This window comes from Agrococcus sp. SGAir0287 (assembly GCF_005484985.1).
Lineage (GTDB): Bacteria > Actinomycetota > Actinomycetes > Actinomycetales > Microbacteriaceae > Agrococcus.
In genome coordinates this window covers 373,207-390,748 of sequence record NZ_CP027942.1, presented here as the reverse complement: position 1 = coordinate 390,748, position 17,542 = coordinate 373,207, and the positions used below count along the sequence as shown (strand labels likewise).

6 protein-coding genes are annotated in these 17,542 nt (G+C 73.1%); 3 read left to right on the top strand and 3 right to left on the bottom strand.

From position 1 onward, the window contains the following. Nucleotides 1-47: 47 nt before the first annotated feature. Nucleotides 48-11,633, bottom strand: a complete 11,586-nt coding sequence (locus tag C1N71_RS01700; RefSeq protein ID WP_137754829.1) for a DUF7507 domain-containing protein — start codon at nucleotides 11,631-11,633, stop codon at nucleotides 48-50. A gap of 225 nt (nucleotides 11,634-11,858) precedes the next feature. Between C1N71_RS01700 and C1N71_RS01695 the strand changes: the two genes are divergently transcribed. Continuing rightward, a complete protein-coding gene (locus tag C1N71_RS01695) occupies nucleotides 11,859-12,683 on the top strand; it encodes an HAD-IIA family hydrolase (RefSeq protein WP_137754828.1) in 825 nt (274 codons plus the stop codon). A gap of 157 nt (nucleotides 12,684-12,840) precedes the next feature. Here C1N71_RS01695 and C1N71_RS01690 read toward each other — a convergent pair whose 3' ends face one another. Beyond that, nucleotides 12,841-13,437 (bottom strand): hypothetical protein, encoded by a 597-nt coding sequence (locus tag C1N71_RS01690; protein ID WP_137754827.1) that lies wholly within the window; start codon nucleotides 13,435-13,437, stop codon nucleotides 12,841-12,843. 200 nt (nucleotides 13,438-13,637) lie between these two features. Continuing rightward, nucleotides 13,638-15,065, bottom strand: coding sequence for a sugar porter family MFS transporter (locus tag C1N71_RS01685; RefSeq protein ID WP_137754826.1), 1,428 nt, complete (start codon nucleotides 15,063-15,065; stop codon nucleotides 13,638-13,640). Nucleotides 15,066-15,168: 103 nt separating this feature from the next. Between C1N71_RS01685 and C1N71_RS01680 the strand changes: the two genes are divergently transcribed. Next, the gene (locus C1N71_RS01680; protein WP_137754825.1) at nucleotides 15,169-15,555 is read left to right on the top strand and encodes a hypothetical protein; all 387 of its coding nucleotides are present in this window, start codon (nucleotides 15,169-15,171) and stop codon (nucleotides 15,553-15,555) included. Between the two features lie 14 nt (nucleotides 15,556-15,569). Beyond that, a complete protein-coding gene (locus tag C1N71_RS01675; RefSeq protein ID WP_137754824.1) occupies nucleotides 15,570-17,423 on the top strand; it encodes a GAF domain-containing protein in 1,854 nt (617 codons plus the stop codon). The last annotated feature ends 119 nt before the right edge of the window (nucleotides 17,424-17,542 follow it).

Below are 17,542 nucleotides of genomic sequence, written 5' to 3'. Positions count from 1 at the left end.
GATGCGGTCGCCCCGGCCGGCACGGTGCCGACCGAGGCGACCGGGCATCAGGCGCGCCGAGCGCGACGACGCAGCACGAGCGCGGCACCGAGCAGCAGCAGCACGAGTGCGGCGAGCGCGAGCCCGGCGCCGTGCTCGAAGCCCGTCGGCGGCAGCGCCTGGCCCGGGGGCAGCACCTCCACCTCGACCTCGTCCGTCGCCTCGACCGGCGTCGACGAGCCGGGTGCCGTGCCCGTCGCGACGGCCACGTTCGTGACGCCGCCCGCGATCGCATCGGCGCGCGTGACCTCGTAGGTCGCCGTCGCGGTGACGCGCTCGCCCGGCGCGAGCACGCCCGGCTCGCCCGGCCATGCGTAGTCGATCGCCGAGAGGCCCTCGAGCCGGTCATCGATCGTCACGTCGGTGAGCGTGACGGTGCCGACGTTCTCGACCGTGAAGGCGTACGTGACGACGTCGCCCATCACGGCACGCTCGCGATCGGCGCCCTTCACGATCTCGAGCGCCGCCACGGGAGCGAGGGGCGTCGTCACGGCGTCGTCGTCGTCGACGGTCGCGCACGCCGCGTCGTCGCAGCCGACGACCGTGCCGCTGACCTCGGCCGCGTTCACGACGCCGCCGGCGTCGACGTCGGCCTGCGTGAGCACGTAGGTCGCCGTCGCCGTGACCGTCTCGCCGGGCGAGAGCACGCCCTCGCCGGTGGCGGGATCGGTCGAGCCGTCCCAGTCGTAGGCGATCTCGGAGAGACCGGGCAGCGCGTCGGCGATCGTGACGCCGTCGAGCGTCACGGTGCCGTCGTTGACGACGGTGAAGTCGTACGTCACGGTCGCACCCGCCGCGGCGCCGTCCGCCGACGCCTCCTTCACGAGCGAGAGGCTCGGCGACTGCGGCAGCGCGTAGGCGTCGGCGTCCGACGGCGACGCGACGTCGCCGCCGTCGGCGGCGACTCCCGTCGCGATCGCCGTGTTCGTCACGCTGCCCCGATCCACGTCCGCCTGCACGATCGTGTAGCTCGCGGTCGCGAGCACGGTCTCGCCGGGCGCGAGGATGCCCTCGCCCGTCGCGGGATCGCTCGACGTCGCCCAGTCGACGACGGGCGTCGAGAGCCCGTCGAGCTCGTCGACGACCGCGACGTCCGCGATCGTCACCGTGCCGGCGTTGGTCACGAGGAACCGGTACTCGACGACGTCGCCGACCGCGGTCGGCTCGCCGACGTGCGACTTGTCGATCGCGAGCGCCGGCGTGCCGCCGAGCGGCACCTCCGCCGTGTCCTCCTGCTCGACCGTGCGGGTGCCGTCGAGCGTCGTGCCGGATGCCGTCGCCGTGTTCTCGACGACGCCGGCGTCGACGTCCGCCTGCGTGAGCACGTAGGCGGCCGTCGCCCGGACCGACTCGCCCGGCGCCAGCACGCCCTCGGGCGTCGCGGGGTCGCTCGACGTCGACCAGTCGACGACGACGTCGCTCAGGCCCTCCATGGGGTCGTCGATCGCGACGTCCTCGAGCGTCGTCGTGCCGACGTTCGTCACGAGGAAGTCGTACGCGATGGCGTCGCCCGCGACGCTCTCGGCGCCGGCCTCCGCCGTGCCCGTCTTGTCGAGCGCGATGAGCGCCGTGCCGGACGAGACGACGACGTCGGATGCCGTGGCGTCGACGCTGCCGGTCGGCCCCGTCGCGGTCACGGTCGCCTCGTTCGCCACCGACCCCGCATCGACGTCGGCCTGCGTCAGCGCGTAGGTCGCGGTCGCCGTCACCGTCTCGCCCGCCGAGAGCACGCCCTCGCCGGTCGCGGGATCGCTCGAGTCACCCCACGCGATGGCGAGCGCCTCGAGTCCTGGCAGCGGATCGGCGAGCACGACGTCCGTGAGGGTCACGTCGCCGGTGTTCTCGATCGCGAAGACGTACGAGACCGTGTCGCCGACCGCGCCCGGCCCGACGAGCGAGCCGTCCTTGGTCAGCGCGATCGACGGCGAGGGTACGAGCTCCAGCTCGTGCTCGTCGGAGCCGGTCGCCTGTCCGCCGCGCCCCGTGCCCGTCGCGGTGGCGACGTTCATGATCGAGCCCGCGTCGGCGTCCGCCGGCGTGACGACGTACGAGCCCGTCGCCGTCGCCGACTCGCCCACCTCGAGCACGCCGGGCGCGTCCGGGTCGGGCCAGACGACCTCGAGGTCCGGGATCAGCGGGTCGACGATCTCGACGCCCGTGAGCCGCACGGTGCCGCTGTTCGTGGCGACGATCGTGTACGGCACGGCGTCGCCGACCGACGGATCCTCCACCTCGGTCGACTTCTCGATCGTCAGCACCGGCGTGCCCGCGATGGGCACGACGACCGATGCATCGTCGTCGACGAGGATCGGGTCGCCGTCGCCGTCCGTCGCCGGCGTCGTGGCGACGACCGTCGCGTCGTTGGCGATCGATCCGACCTCGAGGTCGGCTTGCGTGAGCGCGTAGACCGCGGTCGCGCGCATCTGCTCGCCGGGCGACAGGACGCCCTCGTCCGTGGCGGGGTCGGTCGATGCCGCCCAGTCGACGATGATCGGGCCGAGTCGGTCGAGCTCGTCGCGCAGCGCGACGTCCGTGAGCGTGACGTTGCCGGTGTTCGTGACGGTGAGGTCGAAGCGCACGTCGCCGCCGGCGACCGCCTCGAGCACCGTGCCGGTCTTCTCGAGTGCGATGCCCGGTCGGAAGGGCAGCTCGACGCGCGCGTCCGCGATCGCGGGCTCGACGGGGGCGACGCCCTCCGGCACCTGCGCGGAGACGGTCGCGACGTTGTCGACGCCGAGCGCGTCGAGGTCGGCCTGCGTGACGGCGACGCTCGCCGTCGCGACGACGTCCTGCCCGGGCAGGAGCCTGCCGGGGAACGCGGGGTCGGGCCACGCGTACTCGAGTGCCGAGAGACCCGGCAGCGGGTCGTCGATGACGACGTCGGTGAGCGTCACGGCGCCGACGTTGCTGGCGACGAGCTCGTAGACGATCGGGTCGCCGACGACCTGCGGCTGCGTGAGCGGCGTCTTCGTGAGCGTGAGCGCTCCCGTGCCCTCGAGCGCGATCGGGTAGACGTCCTCGTCGGTGACGGGCTGGGCGTCGGGATCCGTCGCCGTGACGAGCACCTCGTTCACGACGCCGCCGGCATCCACGTCGGCCTGCGTCAGCGCGTACGTCGCGCTGGCCTCGACCGCCTCGCCGGGCGAGAGCACGCCGTCGGGCGTCGACGGATCCGTCGAGCCGGCCCAGTCGAGGACGGGCACGCTCACGCCGGGGAGGACGTCGGTGATCGCGACGTTCGCGAGGGTCGTGGCGCCCGTGTTCTCGACGCGGAACGTGTAGAGCACCTCGTCGCCCGCGACGCTCGCGGCGCCGTTCTCGGCCGTGCCGCCCTTGACGATCTCGATCGAGGTCGGCGCGACGATGTCGACGCGCTCGGTCGCATCCGTCGTCAGCGGCTGGCCGGTCGGCGGCTGCGCCGTCGCCTCGGCGAGGTTGTCGATGCCGCCGGCGTCGATCTCCGCCTGCGTCACGACGTGCTCGGCGCTCGCACGCACCGACTCGCCGGGTGCGAGCACGCCGGCGGGCGTCGAGGGGTCGGTCGACGACGCCCAGTCGATGCTCAGGGGCTCGTCGCTCAGCATGCGGTCGAACAGCTGCACGATCGAGAGCGTGACGTCGCCGTCGTTCTCGAGCAGGAAGTCGTAGACGATCGTCTCGTCGACGACCGGGTTGACGCTCGTCGTGGACTTCGTCAGCTCGAGCGACGCCGTGGTGTCGAAGGTCACGGAGGCGTCGTCGTCGAACGTCACGGTGGTGCCGTTCGGCGCCGTGCCGACGATGGTCGCCTCGTTCACGAGCGACCCGCGATCCACGTCGCCCTGCGTGACGACGTACGTCGCGGTGCCCGTCAGCACGTCGCCGGGCGAGAGCGTGCCCGCCTCCCCGGGCCAGTCGTAGACGACCGCGGAGATGCCCTCGAGCGCGTCGGCGATCGACACGTCCGTCAGCGTGACGTTGCCTGGGTTCTCGGCGCGGAAGTCGTAGGTGATCGTCTCGCCGACCGCGGGGTCGACGGCGGTCGTCGACTTCTCGAGCCTGATGCCGGCGACCTGCGGGATCACCGTGATCGCCGAGGCCGGCTCGGTGACGGGGATGCCGCCTGCCGCGATCGCGTCGGCGCGTGCGGCGTTGCGCACCTGTCCGGCGTCGACGTCGGCCTGCGACAGCGGGTACGACGCCGAACCCGTCACGGTCTCGCCGGGCGAGAGCACGCCCTCGTCCGTGTCGGGGTCGGTGGAGGTCGACCAGTCGATGGCGAGGCCCTGGAGGCCGGGCAGGTCGTCGACGAGCTCGACGGCGCTCAGCGTCGTGGTGCCGTCGTTCTCGATGACGAAGCCGTAGTCGATGCGGCCGTCCGTCGCGTCCGATCCGACGAGCGTCTGCGTCTTCACGAGCGCGATGCTCGGCCGCTGCGGCAGCAGCACGGTGTCGTCGTCCGTCGCGGTGACGATGGCGCCCGCGGGGTCCGCGCCGGTGACGACCGCGACGTTGTCGACGCGGCCGGCGTCGATGAGCGCCTGCGTCACCTCGAGCAGGGCGGTCGCCTGCACCGTCTCGCCCGGGGCGAGCGTGCCGTCGGGCGTGCCGTCGTCGGTCGAGGTGGACCAGAGGATCTCGAGGTCGCGCAGCCCCTCGAGCGGGTCGTCGAGCGCGATCTCGTCGATCGTCTCGGTGCCGGCGTTCGCGATCTCGAAGCGGTACACGACGTCGTCGCCGACGACGTACGCCGTCTGCGGCACGTCATGCGTCTTCGCCAGCGTCAGCAGCGGCGTGCCCTCGAACGGCACCTGCGCCGAGGCCTCGTCGGCGATGCGCTCGGGCTGGCCGCCCACGGCGCCCGGGGCGGGCAGCGCCGTCACGGTCGCCTGGTTCTCGGCGAGGCCTGCATCGACCTGCGCCTGCGTGATCGTCGACGTCGCCGTCGCCTGCACGCTCTCGCCCGGCGCGAGCACGTCGTCGCCGGTCGTGGCGTCCGTCGAGGTCGACCAGTCGATGACGGGGGTCGTGACGCCGTCGACGGCGTCGACGAGCTCGAACGCCGACAGGGTGAGGCTGCCCGCGTTGCGGATCGTGAACGACCACGCGATGGCGTCGCCCGCGACGCTCGCAGGGCCGTCGGCCGCGATGCCCGACTTCGTCAGCTCCACGAGCGCGACGCCGGCGAGCGGCAGATCCGCCGTCGAGGTCTGCTCGGGCAGCGGTCCGCCGGGCGCCGTGGCCGTGGCCGTCGCGGCGTTGGCCACGATCCCGGCGTCGACGTCCGCCTGCGTGATGACGTAGGAGGCGGTGCCGACGATGGGACCGGAGCCCGGCGGCAGCACGCCGGGCGCGCCCGGCCACGGGATGGTGATCGCCGTGAGCCCGGGCAGCGGATCGGTCACGACGACGTCCGTGAGCGTCGTCGTGCCGGTGTTCTCGAGCGTGAACGCGTACGTCACGACGTCGCCGGCGAGGCCCGCGCCTCCGACGTTCGTGATCGACTTGGCGAACGTGAAGCCGCTCGTCGTCGTGATGTCGACGCGCTCGGAGGCGGTCGCGGTCGCGACGCCGCCGAGCGGTGCCACGCCGCGCACGGACGCCGTGTTGTCGATGCCGCCGGCGTCGACGTCGGCCTGGGTGACGGTGTACGTCGCGGTCGCCTGCACCGTCTCGCCCGGCGCGAGCACGCCCTCACCGGTGCTCGTGTCGCTCGAGCCGGCCCAGTCGACGTCGAGCGCCGAGAGACCGGGCAGCGGGTCGACGATCGTGACGTCGGAGAGCGTCGCGTTGCCGGCGTTCTGCGCCGTGAACGTGTAGGTGATCGTCTCGCCCGCGGCAGGCTCGACGGCATCCGTCGACTTGTCGAGCGTGATCGCCGGGCTCTGGGCGAGCGTCGTCGTGACGCTCGCCTCCGCCGACACCGCCTGGCCGGCGGGCGGCTGCGCCGTCACGACGGCGTCGTTCGTCAGCGTGCCGGCGTCGAGGTCGGCGACGGTGAGCACGTAGTCGGCCGTGCCCACGACGGACTCGCCCGGGGCGAGCACGCCGACGCCGGTGGTCGGGTCGACGGCCGTCTCCCAGTCGAACGTCACGACGACGTCGTCGCCGAGCAGCGGGTCGGAGATGGTCGGGTTCGTCAGGGTCGCGTTGCCGGTGTTCGTCACCGTGAAGCGGTACGAGACCGGCTGGCCGGGTGCGGCGCCCGCCGCGACGACCTCCTTCACGAGCTCGACCTGCGCGGCCTGCACGAAGGTCGCGACGTTCGAGTCGGCGTCGACGGTCTCGTCGCCCGGCCCCGTGCCGAAGGCGGTCGCCGTGTTCGAGATGATGCCCGCGTCGAGGTTCGACTGCTGGATGACGAGCTCGGCCGTCGCGCGCGCGGTCTCCCCCGGCTGCAGCGTGCCGGGGACGGCGACGGTGCTCCAGTCGAACACGATCGGACCGAGGTTCGGCAGCGGGTCCTCGACGCGCACGTCGGTGAGCGTGACCGCGCCGTTGTTCGTCACGTCGAACGTGTAGGTGAGCACGTCGCCGACGGCGGTCGGGGTGCCGATGGCGCCCTTGAGGATCTCGATGTTCGGGGTGTCGGCGAGCGGGTTCGTGTAGTCGGTGGCGAAGGAGGCCGGCTGGCCGTTCGCGCCCGTCGCCGTCACGGTCGCGTCGTTGCGCACGAGGCCCGCGTTGACGTCGTCCTGCGTCAGCACGTACGACGCGGTCGCCGTGACGCTCTCGCCGGGCGCCAGCGCGTCCTCGCCCGTCGCAGCGTTCGTCGACGTGGACCAGTCGATGACGACCGCGTCGTCGACGAGCGGGTCGCTCACCGCGAAGCCGGTCAGCGTGACGGTTCCCGTGTTGAGGATCGTGAACGTGTAGTCGATCGTGTCGCCGGCGACGCTGTCGACGCCGTCCTCGGCCACGCCGACCTTGATCATGCGCACGAGCGCCGTGCCCGGCACGGTCACCGAGCGCGACGCCGTCGCCTCCACGTCGGCGCCCGCGGGGTCCAGTCCCGTCACGACGGCGGTGTTCGGCACGGAGCCGGCGTCGGCATCCGCCTGCGTCAGCACGTACGTCGCCGTCGCGGTGACGCCCTGCCCGGGCGCCAGGACGCCCGGCGCCTGCGCGCCCGACCAGTCGTAGTCGAGCGCGGAGAGCCCCGGCAGGGGGTCGGCGACCGTGACGTCGGTGAGCGTGACGTTGCCGGTGTTCACCGCGGCGAACGTGTACGTGAAGGTCGAGCCGACCGTGCGCGCGGGGGCGGAGACGGACTTCAGGAGCGTCATCGACGCGGTCTGCGCGAGAGGCACGGACGCGCTGGCCTCGTCGCTCGCGACGGGGCCGGCGGGACCGGTCGCCGTCGCGGTGGCGGCGTTCGTGACGACGCCCGCGTCCACGTCGGCCTGCTGCAGGACGTACTCGGCGGTCGCGCGCGCGATCGCGCCGGGTGCCAGCACGCCGGGAGCGGCAGGGTCCGGCCATGCGATCGTGACGTCGCCGAGGCCCTCGAGCTCGTCGACGAGCGTGACGTCCGTGAGCGTGGTGGCGCCGTCGTTCTCGATGGCGATCGTGAAGTCGATGACGCTGCCGACCGCGACGGGACCGCGCAGCGCGCCGATCTTCGTCACGACGAGCGCCTGGGGCTGCGCGATCGTGGCGACGGCGTCGTCGCTGTCCGTGACCTCGACGCCCTGCGTGGAGGTGCCGATCGCCGTCGCCTCGTTCACGACGCGTCCGGCGTCGACGTCGGCCTGCGTGAGCACGTAGGACGCGGTCGCCTCGACCGTCTGGCCCGGTGCCAGCACGCCTGCGCGCAGCGGGTCCGGCCACGCGCCGAAGACCACGGCGGACTGTCCGAGCAGCGGGTCGTCGATGCGCACGCCCGAGAGCGTCGCGGTGCCGACGTTCTCGACGAGGAAGTCGTAGGCGAGCACGTCCCCGGCGCGTGCGCCCTCCGGCACCGTCACGTCCTTCGTGAGCGCGATGGCCGGCTCGGGCACGAGCGGCGTGGCGATGGCGGCGACGTCGGTCGCCGTCGCGTCACCGGGACCGGAGCCGGTCGCCGTCGCCGTGTTCAGCACGCCCTGCGCGTCGAGGTCGTCCTGGGTGATGACGTAGCTCGCGGTGAAGTCGACGGACTCGCCGGGCAGCAGCACGCCCTCCTCGCCCGGCCATGCGACGAGCGTGGGTCCGTCGAGGCCGTCGAGCGCGTCGTCGAGCGAGACGTCCGTGAGGGTGGTCGTGCCGTCGTTCGTGATGCGGAGGTCGTACTCGATCGTGTCGCCGACGAGGCCGAGGTCGCCGTCTGCGAGCGTCGCCGTCTTCACGAGGTCGAGCGACGTCGTGCGCGGCAGCGCGACGGTCACGGTCGCCGACTGCGACGCCGACTGGCCACCGGGCGCCAGCCCGGTCGCGGTCGCCGTGTTCGCGACGGCGCCCGCGTCGATCTCCGCCTGCGTCAGCGGATGCGTCGCGGCGACGTCGACGGCCTGACCGGGAGCGAGCACGCCGGCGGCGCCGGGCCAAGCGTACGCGAGGTCGCCGGCCTCGAACATCGCGTCCTCGATCGCGACGCCCGAGAGCGTGACGTTGCCCGTGTTCACGATGCGGAACGCGTAGGGCAGGCCGGTGCCCGCGAGCGGGCTCTCGCCGGGCACGGTCGCCGTCTTCGTGAGCGTGAGGGACGGGATGGCGGGGATCGTCACGACCGACGAGCCCGGGTCGCTCACCTGCACGCCGCCGGGGCCGGTCGCGGTCGCCGTCGCCACGTTGTCCACGCGCCCGGCGTCGATCATCGCCTGGGTCACCGGCATGGTCGCCGTGACGCGGGCGACCTGCCCTGGCGCGAGCGTGCCTGCGGCACCGGGCCACTGGTAGCTCAGCGGGATGCCGGCGAGCGCGGGGTCGCTGAGCGCGACGTTCGTGAGCGTCGCGCGGCCCGAGTTCGTGAGGGTGAACGTGTAGAGGATCGTGTCGTCGGCGTTGCCCGGACCGCCCGGCTGGTACGTGCCGAGCTTGTCGAGGTCGATGCCGGGCGCGTTCGCGAGCGGTGCGACGGCGCTGCCGCTCGCCGTCACCGCGCTGCCCGTCGGCGGCGTGCCGGATGCCGTGGCCGTGTTCGCGTAGGAGCCCGCATCCACCTGCGGCTGCGTGATGACGTGCGAGCCCGTCCACCGCACGGTCTGCCCGGGCTGGAGGGTGCCGGAGAAGCCCGCGGGCGGGGTGAGCGTCTCGACGCCGGGGTCGGAGACCGTGACGCCCGTGAGCGTCACGTTGCCGGAGTTCGTGACGTCGATGGCGTAGGTGATCTGGTCGCCGGCGGCGCCCGATCCCGTCACGGTGCCGACCTTGCGGACGGTGAGCGACGGGGCTGCGGTGACCGTGAGGGTGGCATCGGCGGTGCGCGTCACCGCGGGTCCGCTGGGCGGCGTGCCCGTGATCGTGGCCGTGTTGGACACCGAGCCGGCGTTCACCTGCGCCTGCGTGAGCTGCATCGTGGCCGTGGCCGTGACCGTCTGCCCCGGCTGCAGCACGTTCGGCGTCCCCGTCGGCCAGCGGTACGTCAGGGCGCCGAGGCCCGGCATGGGGTCGCTGATCGCGACGTTCGTCAGGGTCACGTTGCCCTGGTTCGTCGCCTGGAACGTGTACGTCACGGTGTCGCCGGCGCGACCGGTGGCGCCGGCGGCGAGCGCGGCCGTCTTCGACAGCGTGATGACGGGGTTCGCAGGCACGGTGTACGTCGCCTGCGAGGTCGCGGCGACCTGGGCGCCGTTCGGGTTGCTGCCCGTGACGCGCGCATTCGGGTTCGTCACGCTGCCGGCGTTCACGTTGGCTTGCGTGAGCGTGTAGGAGGCACGACCGATGACCGTCTCGCCTGGCGACAGGGTGCCGGCGGGCGTCGCGGGGTCGCTCGACGTCGTCCAGTCGATCGCGAGGCCCTGGAGGCCCGGCATCGGATCGGTGAGCGCGACGCTCGTCAGCGGGCTCGTGCCGGTGTTCTGGATCGCGAACGTATACGAGAGCACGTCGCCGGCGCGACCGGTCGAGCCGGGCGAGGTCACCGACTTCAACAGCGACAGCGTCGCGACGTTCACGCGGGTCGAGTCGCTGCTCGTGAGCGTCGTCGTGCCGCTCTGCCCGGTGACGGTCGCCGTCGTCGTGAAGCCCGTCTGCCCGACGGGCGGGCCGGTGCACGTGAACTGCGTGCTCGCGCCGGGTGCGAGGGAGCCGAGCGTGCGGACGCAGCTCGCGGAGAGCTGGTCGCTCACCTGCAGGTTGGTCACGGTCGTCGAGCCGGTGTTCGTGACCGTGATCGTGTACGAGGGCACGTCGCCCGGCAGCAGATGCTGCACGTCGACGGCGGAGGATGCGGCGCCGGTGAAGCTCTTCTCGATGCGGACGGACGCGACGGGCACGGCGAGCGCCGTCGCCTGCAGCATGTACGTGTCCTGCTGCGTGCCGAGCTCGAGCTGCACCTGCGTCGTGCCCGCGGCGATCCCCTGCAGCGGCGCGGTGCGCACGTCGACGCTGCCGTTGTAGAAGGTGCCGGTGCTCGTGCCCTGGAAGCGCACGCTGCCCGCCGCCTGGCTCGTGCCGATGTTCGCCGCCTCGCCCGTGACGCCCTGCAGCGTCGTGAACGCGCCGCTCGTGCCGCCGCGGTAGCGGGCGTAGTCGCCCGTGATGTTGCGGTCGCCCTCGCCGAGGAAGAACGACGCCTGGATGTCCCCGGACTGGCTCGTGAAGCCCGAGAACGTCGACGTGACGGACTCGTTCTGCTGCACGCGCACGTGGCCGCTCGAGATGATGACCTGCCGCGACTGCGTCAGGGGGTTCGCGGCGTTGTAGCCGCCGAAGTCGTAGACGACGGCGAGCGACCAGCCTGCGTAGCAGTTGCGGCCCTCCGGTGCCCAGATGTTGCCGACGTTGATCGTCTGGGTCGAGCCCGTGGGGATGCTCGCGAGCTGCGCGGTGACGTCGGCCTGCGCCGAGTAGTACTGCGGCGACGCGATGGTCGGCGTCGGCTCGACGACGTAGGAGCCGGCGACGTTCGCGATGGCGCCGGAGCCGACCTGCAGCATCACCTGGCGCGACGTGAGCTGGCCTGCCGGCAGGGTCGCGGCCGCGACGTTGCTGGGCGTGCATCGCTGCGCGGTGCCGCCGCCTGCGACGCCCGTGGTGCCCGTCGAGCCCTGCCAGAACAGGAACGCTCGGCTGATGCTCGCGCCGAGCGGCACCTGCAGCGTCGCGCTCGTCGAGTTGTCTGCGCCCGCCGCGACGAGGGATGCGACGGCGTTGCGCCGCTGCATCGTGAAGTTGTCGTTGACCTGACCCGCGACCTCGGTGCCGTTGTGGAAGTCGGTGGCCGAGATGCCGGTGGTGGCGGCGGCCCCCGCCTGCATGACGCCGTTGCCCACCATGAGGTAGTTGCCGTTGACCGTCGCGTCGAAGATGTTCGTCATCGGCGTGACGACGGCGGCCTCCGCCTCCGGCGCAGGCGCGGCGAGCGTGCCGGCGCCGAATGCGACGGCGAGCGCGAGCGATCCCGCGATCGCTCGCCTGCGCGAGCGGCGGCGGCGCTCTCGGGCGGGAAGAGGAGCAACGGCGGCGTCGGTCATCGGAGCCTCGGGTGGTGCAGGGGCAGGGACGATCGGCGCAGCGGGTGGAGCTCGAGTCGACACGCGTCTCGCCTCGAACGCTACCGGATCGGAATTCTGCGCGATAGGCAGAGACATCGATTCGGCATCGCTGCGCGAACGTCCGCCGCGCCAGCGCTGGGCAGGACGGTGCGCCGCCTCCACGCGACACGCCCAGGCACGCACGCCGCGCGGTACCGTCGACGCATGCGCGATCGCAGCGACATCGAGTGCTGGCTGACGGACATGGACGGCGTGCTCGTCCACGAGAACCACGCGCTGCCGGGCGCCCAGGCGCTCATCGAGCAGTGGACCGACGCGGGCACCGAGTTCCTCGTGCTCACGAACAACTCGATGTTCACGCCGCGCGACCTCGCCGCCCGGCTGCGCGCATCCGGGCTCGACGTGCCCGAGGAGCGCATCTGGACGTCGGCGCTCGCGACGGCCGAGTTCCTGAAGCAGCAGATGCCCGGCGGATCGGCCTACGTGCTCGGACAGGCGGGCATCATCACGGCGCTCCACGACGCGGGCTTCACGATGACGGAGACGGATCCCGACTTCGTCGTGCTCGGCGAGGTGCGCGACTACTCGTTCGAGGCCATCACGAAGGCCATCCGCCTCATCGACGGCGGTGCCCGATTCATCACGACGAATCCCGACGCCACAGGTCCGAGCCCCGAGGGTCCGCTGCCCGCGACCGGCTCGGTCGCCGCGCTCATCACCTCCGCGACGGGCAAGCAGCCGTACGTCGTCGGCAAGCCGAACCCCATGATGTTCCGCTCGGCGCTCAACAAGATCGGCGCCCACTCCGAGAACACGGGCATGATCGGCGACCGCATGGACACGGACATCATCGCCGGCATGGAGGCGGGCCTGCACACGGTGCTCGTGCTCACGGGCATCACGACGCAGGCGTCGATCGACCAGTTCCCCTTCCGCCCCGACGAGATCGTCTCGGGCGTGCACGAGCTCGTCGTCGCGGAGCCGCGCGAGTCGGACGTCGACGCGGAGCCGCCGCACGCCGACGTGTGACGCGCGCCGGCGCGTCTCGGCGACTGCGCTGCCGCATCCTGGCGGTCTGGTCGCAGCTGCACTCGACTGATCGCACCCTCGGTGCACCTGCGACCAGTCACCCTGGGACTGCGACCGGGGCGGTGCACCTGGGACCAGTCCCCGGGACGGGTCCGGGTCAGCCGGACGCGAGCAGGCGCGCCGTGTGCACGGCGAACGCCGCGGCAGCCGCGAAGGATGCGACGGCTGCCGCAGGCAGCAGCACCTCGGCGCCGCGCAGGGGCACCTCGCGCGCCGAGAGCCCATCGAGCCGCACCCATCCGTAGACCGCCGCCTTGCCGCGTCTGAGGCAGAGCGCGGCGAGCACGATCGCGAGCGCGAGCACCGCCGCGCCGGCCGCGAGCAGCGGCACGGGCACGGCGCCTCGACCGAGCAGCGCGCCGAGCGCGAGCCCTGCGCCGAGCGCGCCGACGGCGGCCGGCACGATCCACCATCGCACCGGCGGTCCGAAGCCGCGTGCGATGACGATCGAGAAGAGCACCGAGACCGCCATGGTGACGACGCCCGCGATCAGCCCTCCCCAGGCGGCTGCACCGCACACGCGTTCGGATGCGGCGCACGCGAGGGAGAGGTCCGCGAGCCCCGAGCCAGACAGCGCCGCGAGCACCGACCCGTAGCCGAGGAGCACCCACGACGAGACGAGGCCGAGCCATCCCGTGCCCGTCTGCCCCAGCACGACGCCGCGCGGCGTCGGGTACAGGCGCTCGCGCAGCATCCCTCCACGCTAGCCCCGGCGTCAGCGTCCCGTGCCGCGCCGACGATCCATCGATCGGCCCCGAACGGTCGATGACTGGCCACGAAGGGCAGCCCTTCTTGGCCGATGGTCGCCGTTCGTGGCCACCGTCGCACCACTCGTGGCCACTCCCAGCCGTTCGTGGCCAGTCGTCGCTCGTTCGGACCGCGTCGAGCCAGGCGCTACGAGCCGCGCTTGCGCACCTCGAGCTCCTCGGGCATGTCCTCGAGCTCCACGCCCTTCGTCTCGGGCACGCGCCACAGCACGAAGACGAACGACAGCACGGCGAACGCGGCGTAGAAGCCGTACGCGAACGTGAGGCCGATCTCCGCGAAGATCGGGAACGTCGTCGAGATGACGAAGTTCGCGAGCCACTGCGCCGCGGCGGCGACGGCCAGCGCGCCGGCGCGGATGCGGTTCGGGAACATCTCGCCGAGCAGCACCCACACCACGGGGCCCCACGTCGCGCCGAAGCCGACGACGAAGAGGTTCGCCGCGACGAGCGCGATCGTCGACCACGGCGCGTCGAGCACCGCCTCGCCGTCGCCGTTCAGCGTCGCGAACGAGAACGCGAGCGCCATCGTGCCGAGCGACACCGCCATGACGGCGGAGCCGACGAGCAGCATGAGGCGCCGGCCCACCTTGTCGATGATGAGGATCGCGACGATCGTCACCAGGATGTTCGTCACCGACGTGATGACGCTCGTGAGCAGCGCATCCGACTCGTCGAAGCCGACCGACCGCCACAGCGTCGTCGAGTAGTAGAAGATCACGTTGATGCCCACGAACTGCTGGAACACCGACAGCAGGATGCCCACCCACACGATGGGCTTCAGCCCGAGCCGCGACCCGAGCAGGTCGCGCAGCGACTCCCGGTCCTCGCGCTCGAGGGACGTGCGGATCTGCTGGATGCGCAGGTTGACGTCGGGCTCGCCGGTGAAGTCGAGCAGCACCTGGGACGCCTTGTCGACGTCGCCGCGTGCGACGAGGAAGCGAGGCGACTCGGGCAGCCGGATGGCCATGATCCCGTAGATCACCGCCGGGATCGCCTCAGCCATGAACATCCATCGCCAGGCGGGCAGCCCGAACCAGAGCTGGCCGGCTGCCCCGCTGGCGCCCGCGGCGAGCGCGGCGTTCGACAGCAGCGCGGCGAAGATGCCGAGCACGATCGCGAGCTGCTGCAGCGAGCCGAGCCGACCGCGCACGTGGGCGGGCGACACCTCGGCGATGTAGGCGGGTGCGATGACGGAGGCCGCGCCGACGCCGAGGCCGCCGATGACGCGCCACACGATGAGGTCGACGACCCCGAACGCGAGGCCCGAGCCGATCGACGAGGCGAGGAAGAGCACGGCGGCGACGAGCATCACGGGGATGCGGCCGAACCGGTTGGCGATCTGGCCGGCGAACCAGGCGCCGGCGACGCAGCCGAGCAGCGCCGACGAGACGGCGAAGCCCTTGATGGCGGCGTCGAGCGCGAACTCGCCGGCGAGCGCGTCCACGGCGCCGTTGATGACGGCGGTGTCAAAGCCGAAGAGGAAGCCGCCGAGCGCGGCGGCGATCGCGATGCCGACGACTCGGGCGTTGATCCTGCTGTGTCCGTCGCTCGCCATGGTCGCCGCTCCCTCGAGGTCTCGTGCCCTGGCACGCTACGCCTCTCGCGGCGCTCGTGCGCGGGCTGCTCGCCCGCGCGCGCGAGGGGGTAGGGTTCCGCGGGTGATCCCCGACGACTGGATGCCGCATCGCCGCGCCGACGGCGAGGTCGTGGGCTACGTGCGGCTCGCAGAGGGCGCGCTGTTCCAGGCGGTCGACCTGCTGGGGCGCCCCATGGGCGATCCGGCCGAGTGGCACGCCATCGAGGCGATGCTCGACGAGCACTCGATCGCGTGGCTCGACGGCACCTGGTCGTACGCGATCGAGGAGGGTCTCGCGGTGCGCGTACGCATCGCCGAGGTGTCGCCGGCGCGCGTCGCGCTCGTGGAGGATCGGCTCGGCTCGATCGACGGCGCGGCGCCGGTCCGCTACGAGCTCGACGTGCCGGTCGAGCCCGGCGTGCTCGAGCCGGCCGCGCCGCTCACGGAGTGGCCCCCGCCGGCCCCCTAGGGCAGCATCGACCCATGGATGCGTCGCCGCTGTCGAGCATGCTCGACGACGCCGTCGGCGGCGCCGTCGTCGACGACGACCGCATCCGGGCTGCGCTGCCGGACCCGGACGCGGCGGCCGCGATGCGGCGGCTGCTCGACGAGCGCGAGCGGCTCGTGCGTCGCGACGTGCAGCTCGGCGCCGTCATGGCGTCGACGCGCGACCTGCTCGACGTGCACGAGGTCGATGCGATGCTGCAGCGCATCGTCGATCGCGCGTTCGCCCTCATGGGCGTCGACGTCGCGTACCTCTCGACGTACGTCGAGCGCGAGGATCAGCTGTACGTGCGCGCGACGCGCGGCATCGCCTCCCCGCGGTTCCTCGGCATGGTCGTGCCGGCGGGCGTGGGCGTCGCGAGCCTCGCGGTGCGCACCCGCACGCCGCAGTGGGTCGAGGAGTACGCGCAGACGACGCTGCCGCACGACGCGACGATCGACGACGTGCTCGCCGAGGAGGGCCTGCGGTCGCTGCTGGGCGTGCCGCTCGTGGCGCGCGATCGGGTGCTCGGCGTGCTGTTCGCGGCGACCCGCGAACCGCATCGCTTCACGGCGGACGAGATCGCGCTGCTGGCGACCTTCGGCGGTCACGCGGCGATCGTGCTGCAGGTCGCGAGCCTCTTCGAGGAGGTCGCCGCGGCGTCGGCGCTCGCCGCCGAGCGGCAGCGACAGGCGGAGTGGGCGGCAGACCTGCACGCGGAGCTCGCGCGCGCAGCGGTCGACGGCGCGGAGCCCGCTGCCATCGTCGCCGCGCTCGCCGCCGCGCTCGACAGGCCGGTCGCACTGCTCGACGAGCAGCGTCGGCTCGTCGCGGGCGACGCGGCCCTCGTGGATGCGGTGCCCACGCTCGGGCGGGCGCTGGCAGCCGCATCGCGGGACGGCGTCGCGACGACGATGCGCGGTCCGGTCGAGCTCGTCGCGCCCGTGCTCGCCTCGCGCGAGCAGCCGGGCGCCCTGCTCGTCGGCGCATCCGACGCGCCCCTCGACGGCGTGCGCCGACGCACCGTGGAGCGCGCCGCGCTCGTGCTCGCCTTCCTCGCGGTGCAGCGTTCGGCGGTCGCGGATGCGGAGGATCGGGTGCGCGGCGAGCTCGCGCTCGACCTGCTCGACGGCGATCCCGAGGCCGCGCTGCGGCGCTCGGCGGCGCGAGGGCTCGCGCTCGACGCGCCCTGGGTCGCGGTCGCCGTGCCCGCAGCGGCGGAGGCTCGAGCCCGCGGGCTGGCGGTCGCCGGCCGCCGCGCCGCGTGGCTCGCGGCGCCGACGCCCGAGGGGCTCGTCGTGCTCGTGCAGGGCGACGACGCCGCGTCGGCCGCCGCCGAGGTGCTCGCGACGCTCGCCGGCGCGGCGGATGCCGTCTCCCCTGCCGCAGGCCCGGGAGCATCGGCGGCCCAGGAGCGCCCGCTCGCGGTGGGCGCCACGGCACCGTCGCTCTCGAGCGTGCGCCACGCGGCGGCTCGCGCGAGCGCGAGCGCCCGGCTCGCGCGCGGACTCGGCGTCGGCGCGGCGATCGATGCTGCGGCCCTCGCGCCGTACGCGGGCCTGTTCGGCGACGGCGCGGACGCCGCGGCGTCGATCGACGCCGTGCTCGCCCCCGTGCTCGCCTGGGACGCCGATCGCGGCACGGCGCTCGTCGAGACGATGCGCGCGCTGCTCGACGCGCGCGGATCGGTGCAGGGCGCCGCCGCCGCGCTGCGGGTGCATCCGAGCACGGTGAAGCAGCGAGCGGCGCGCATCGGCACGCTGCTCGGGCCGGCGTGGACGGATCCGGAGGCCCGCTTCCGCGTCGAGGTCGCGGTGCGGCTCGAGCTCGCCCGCCGCGCGCTCGACGGCTGAGCCGCCACCTCCGACGTCCCATCGAGGACACACGCGGACGCATCGATGTGTCCGACCAGGACACATCCTTCCGCGACCGCCGCCGCTTGACTGGCGCAGGCGCCGCGACGACGCGCGCC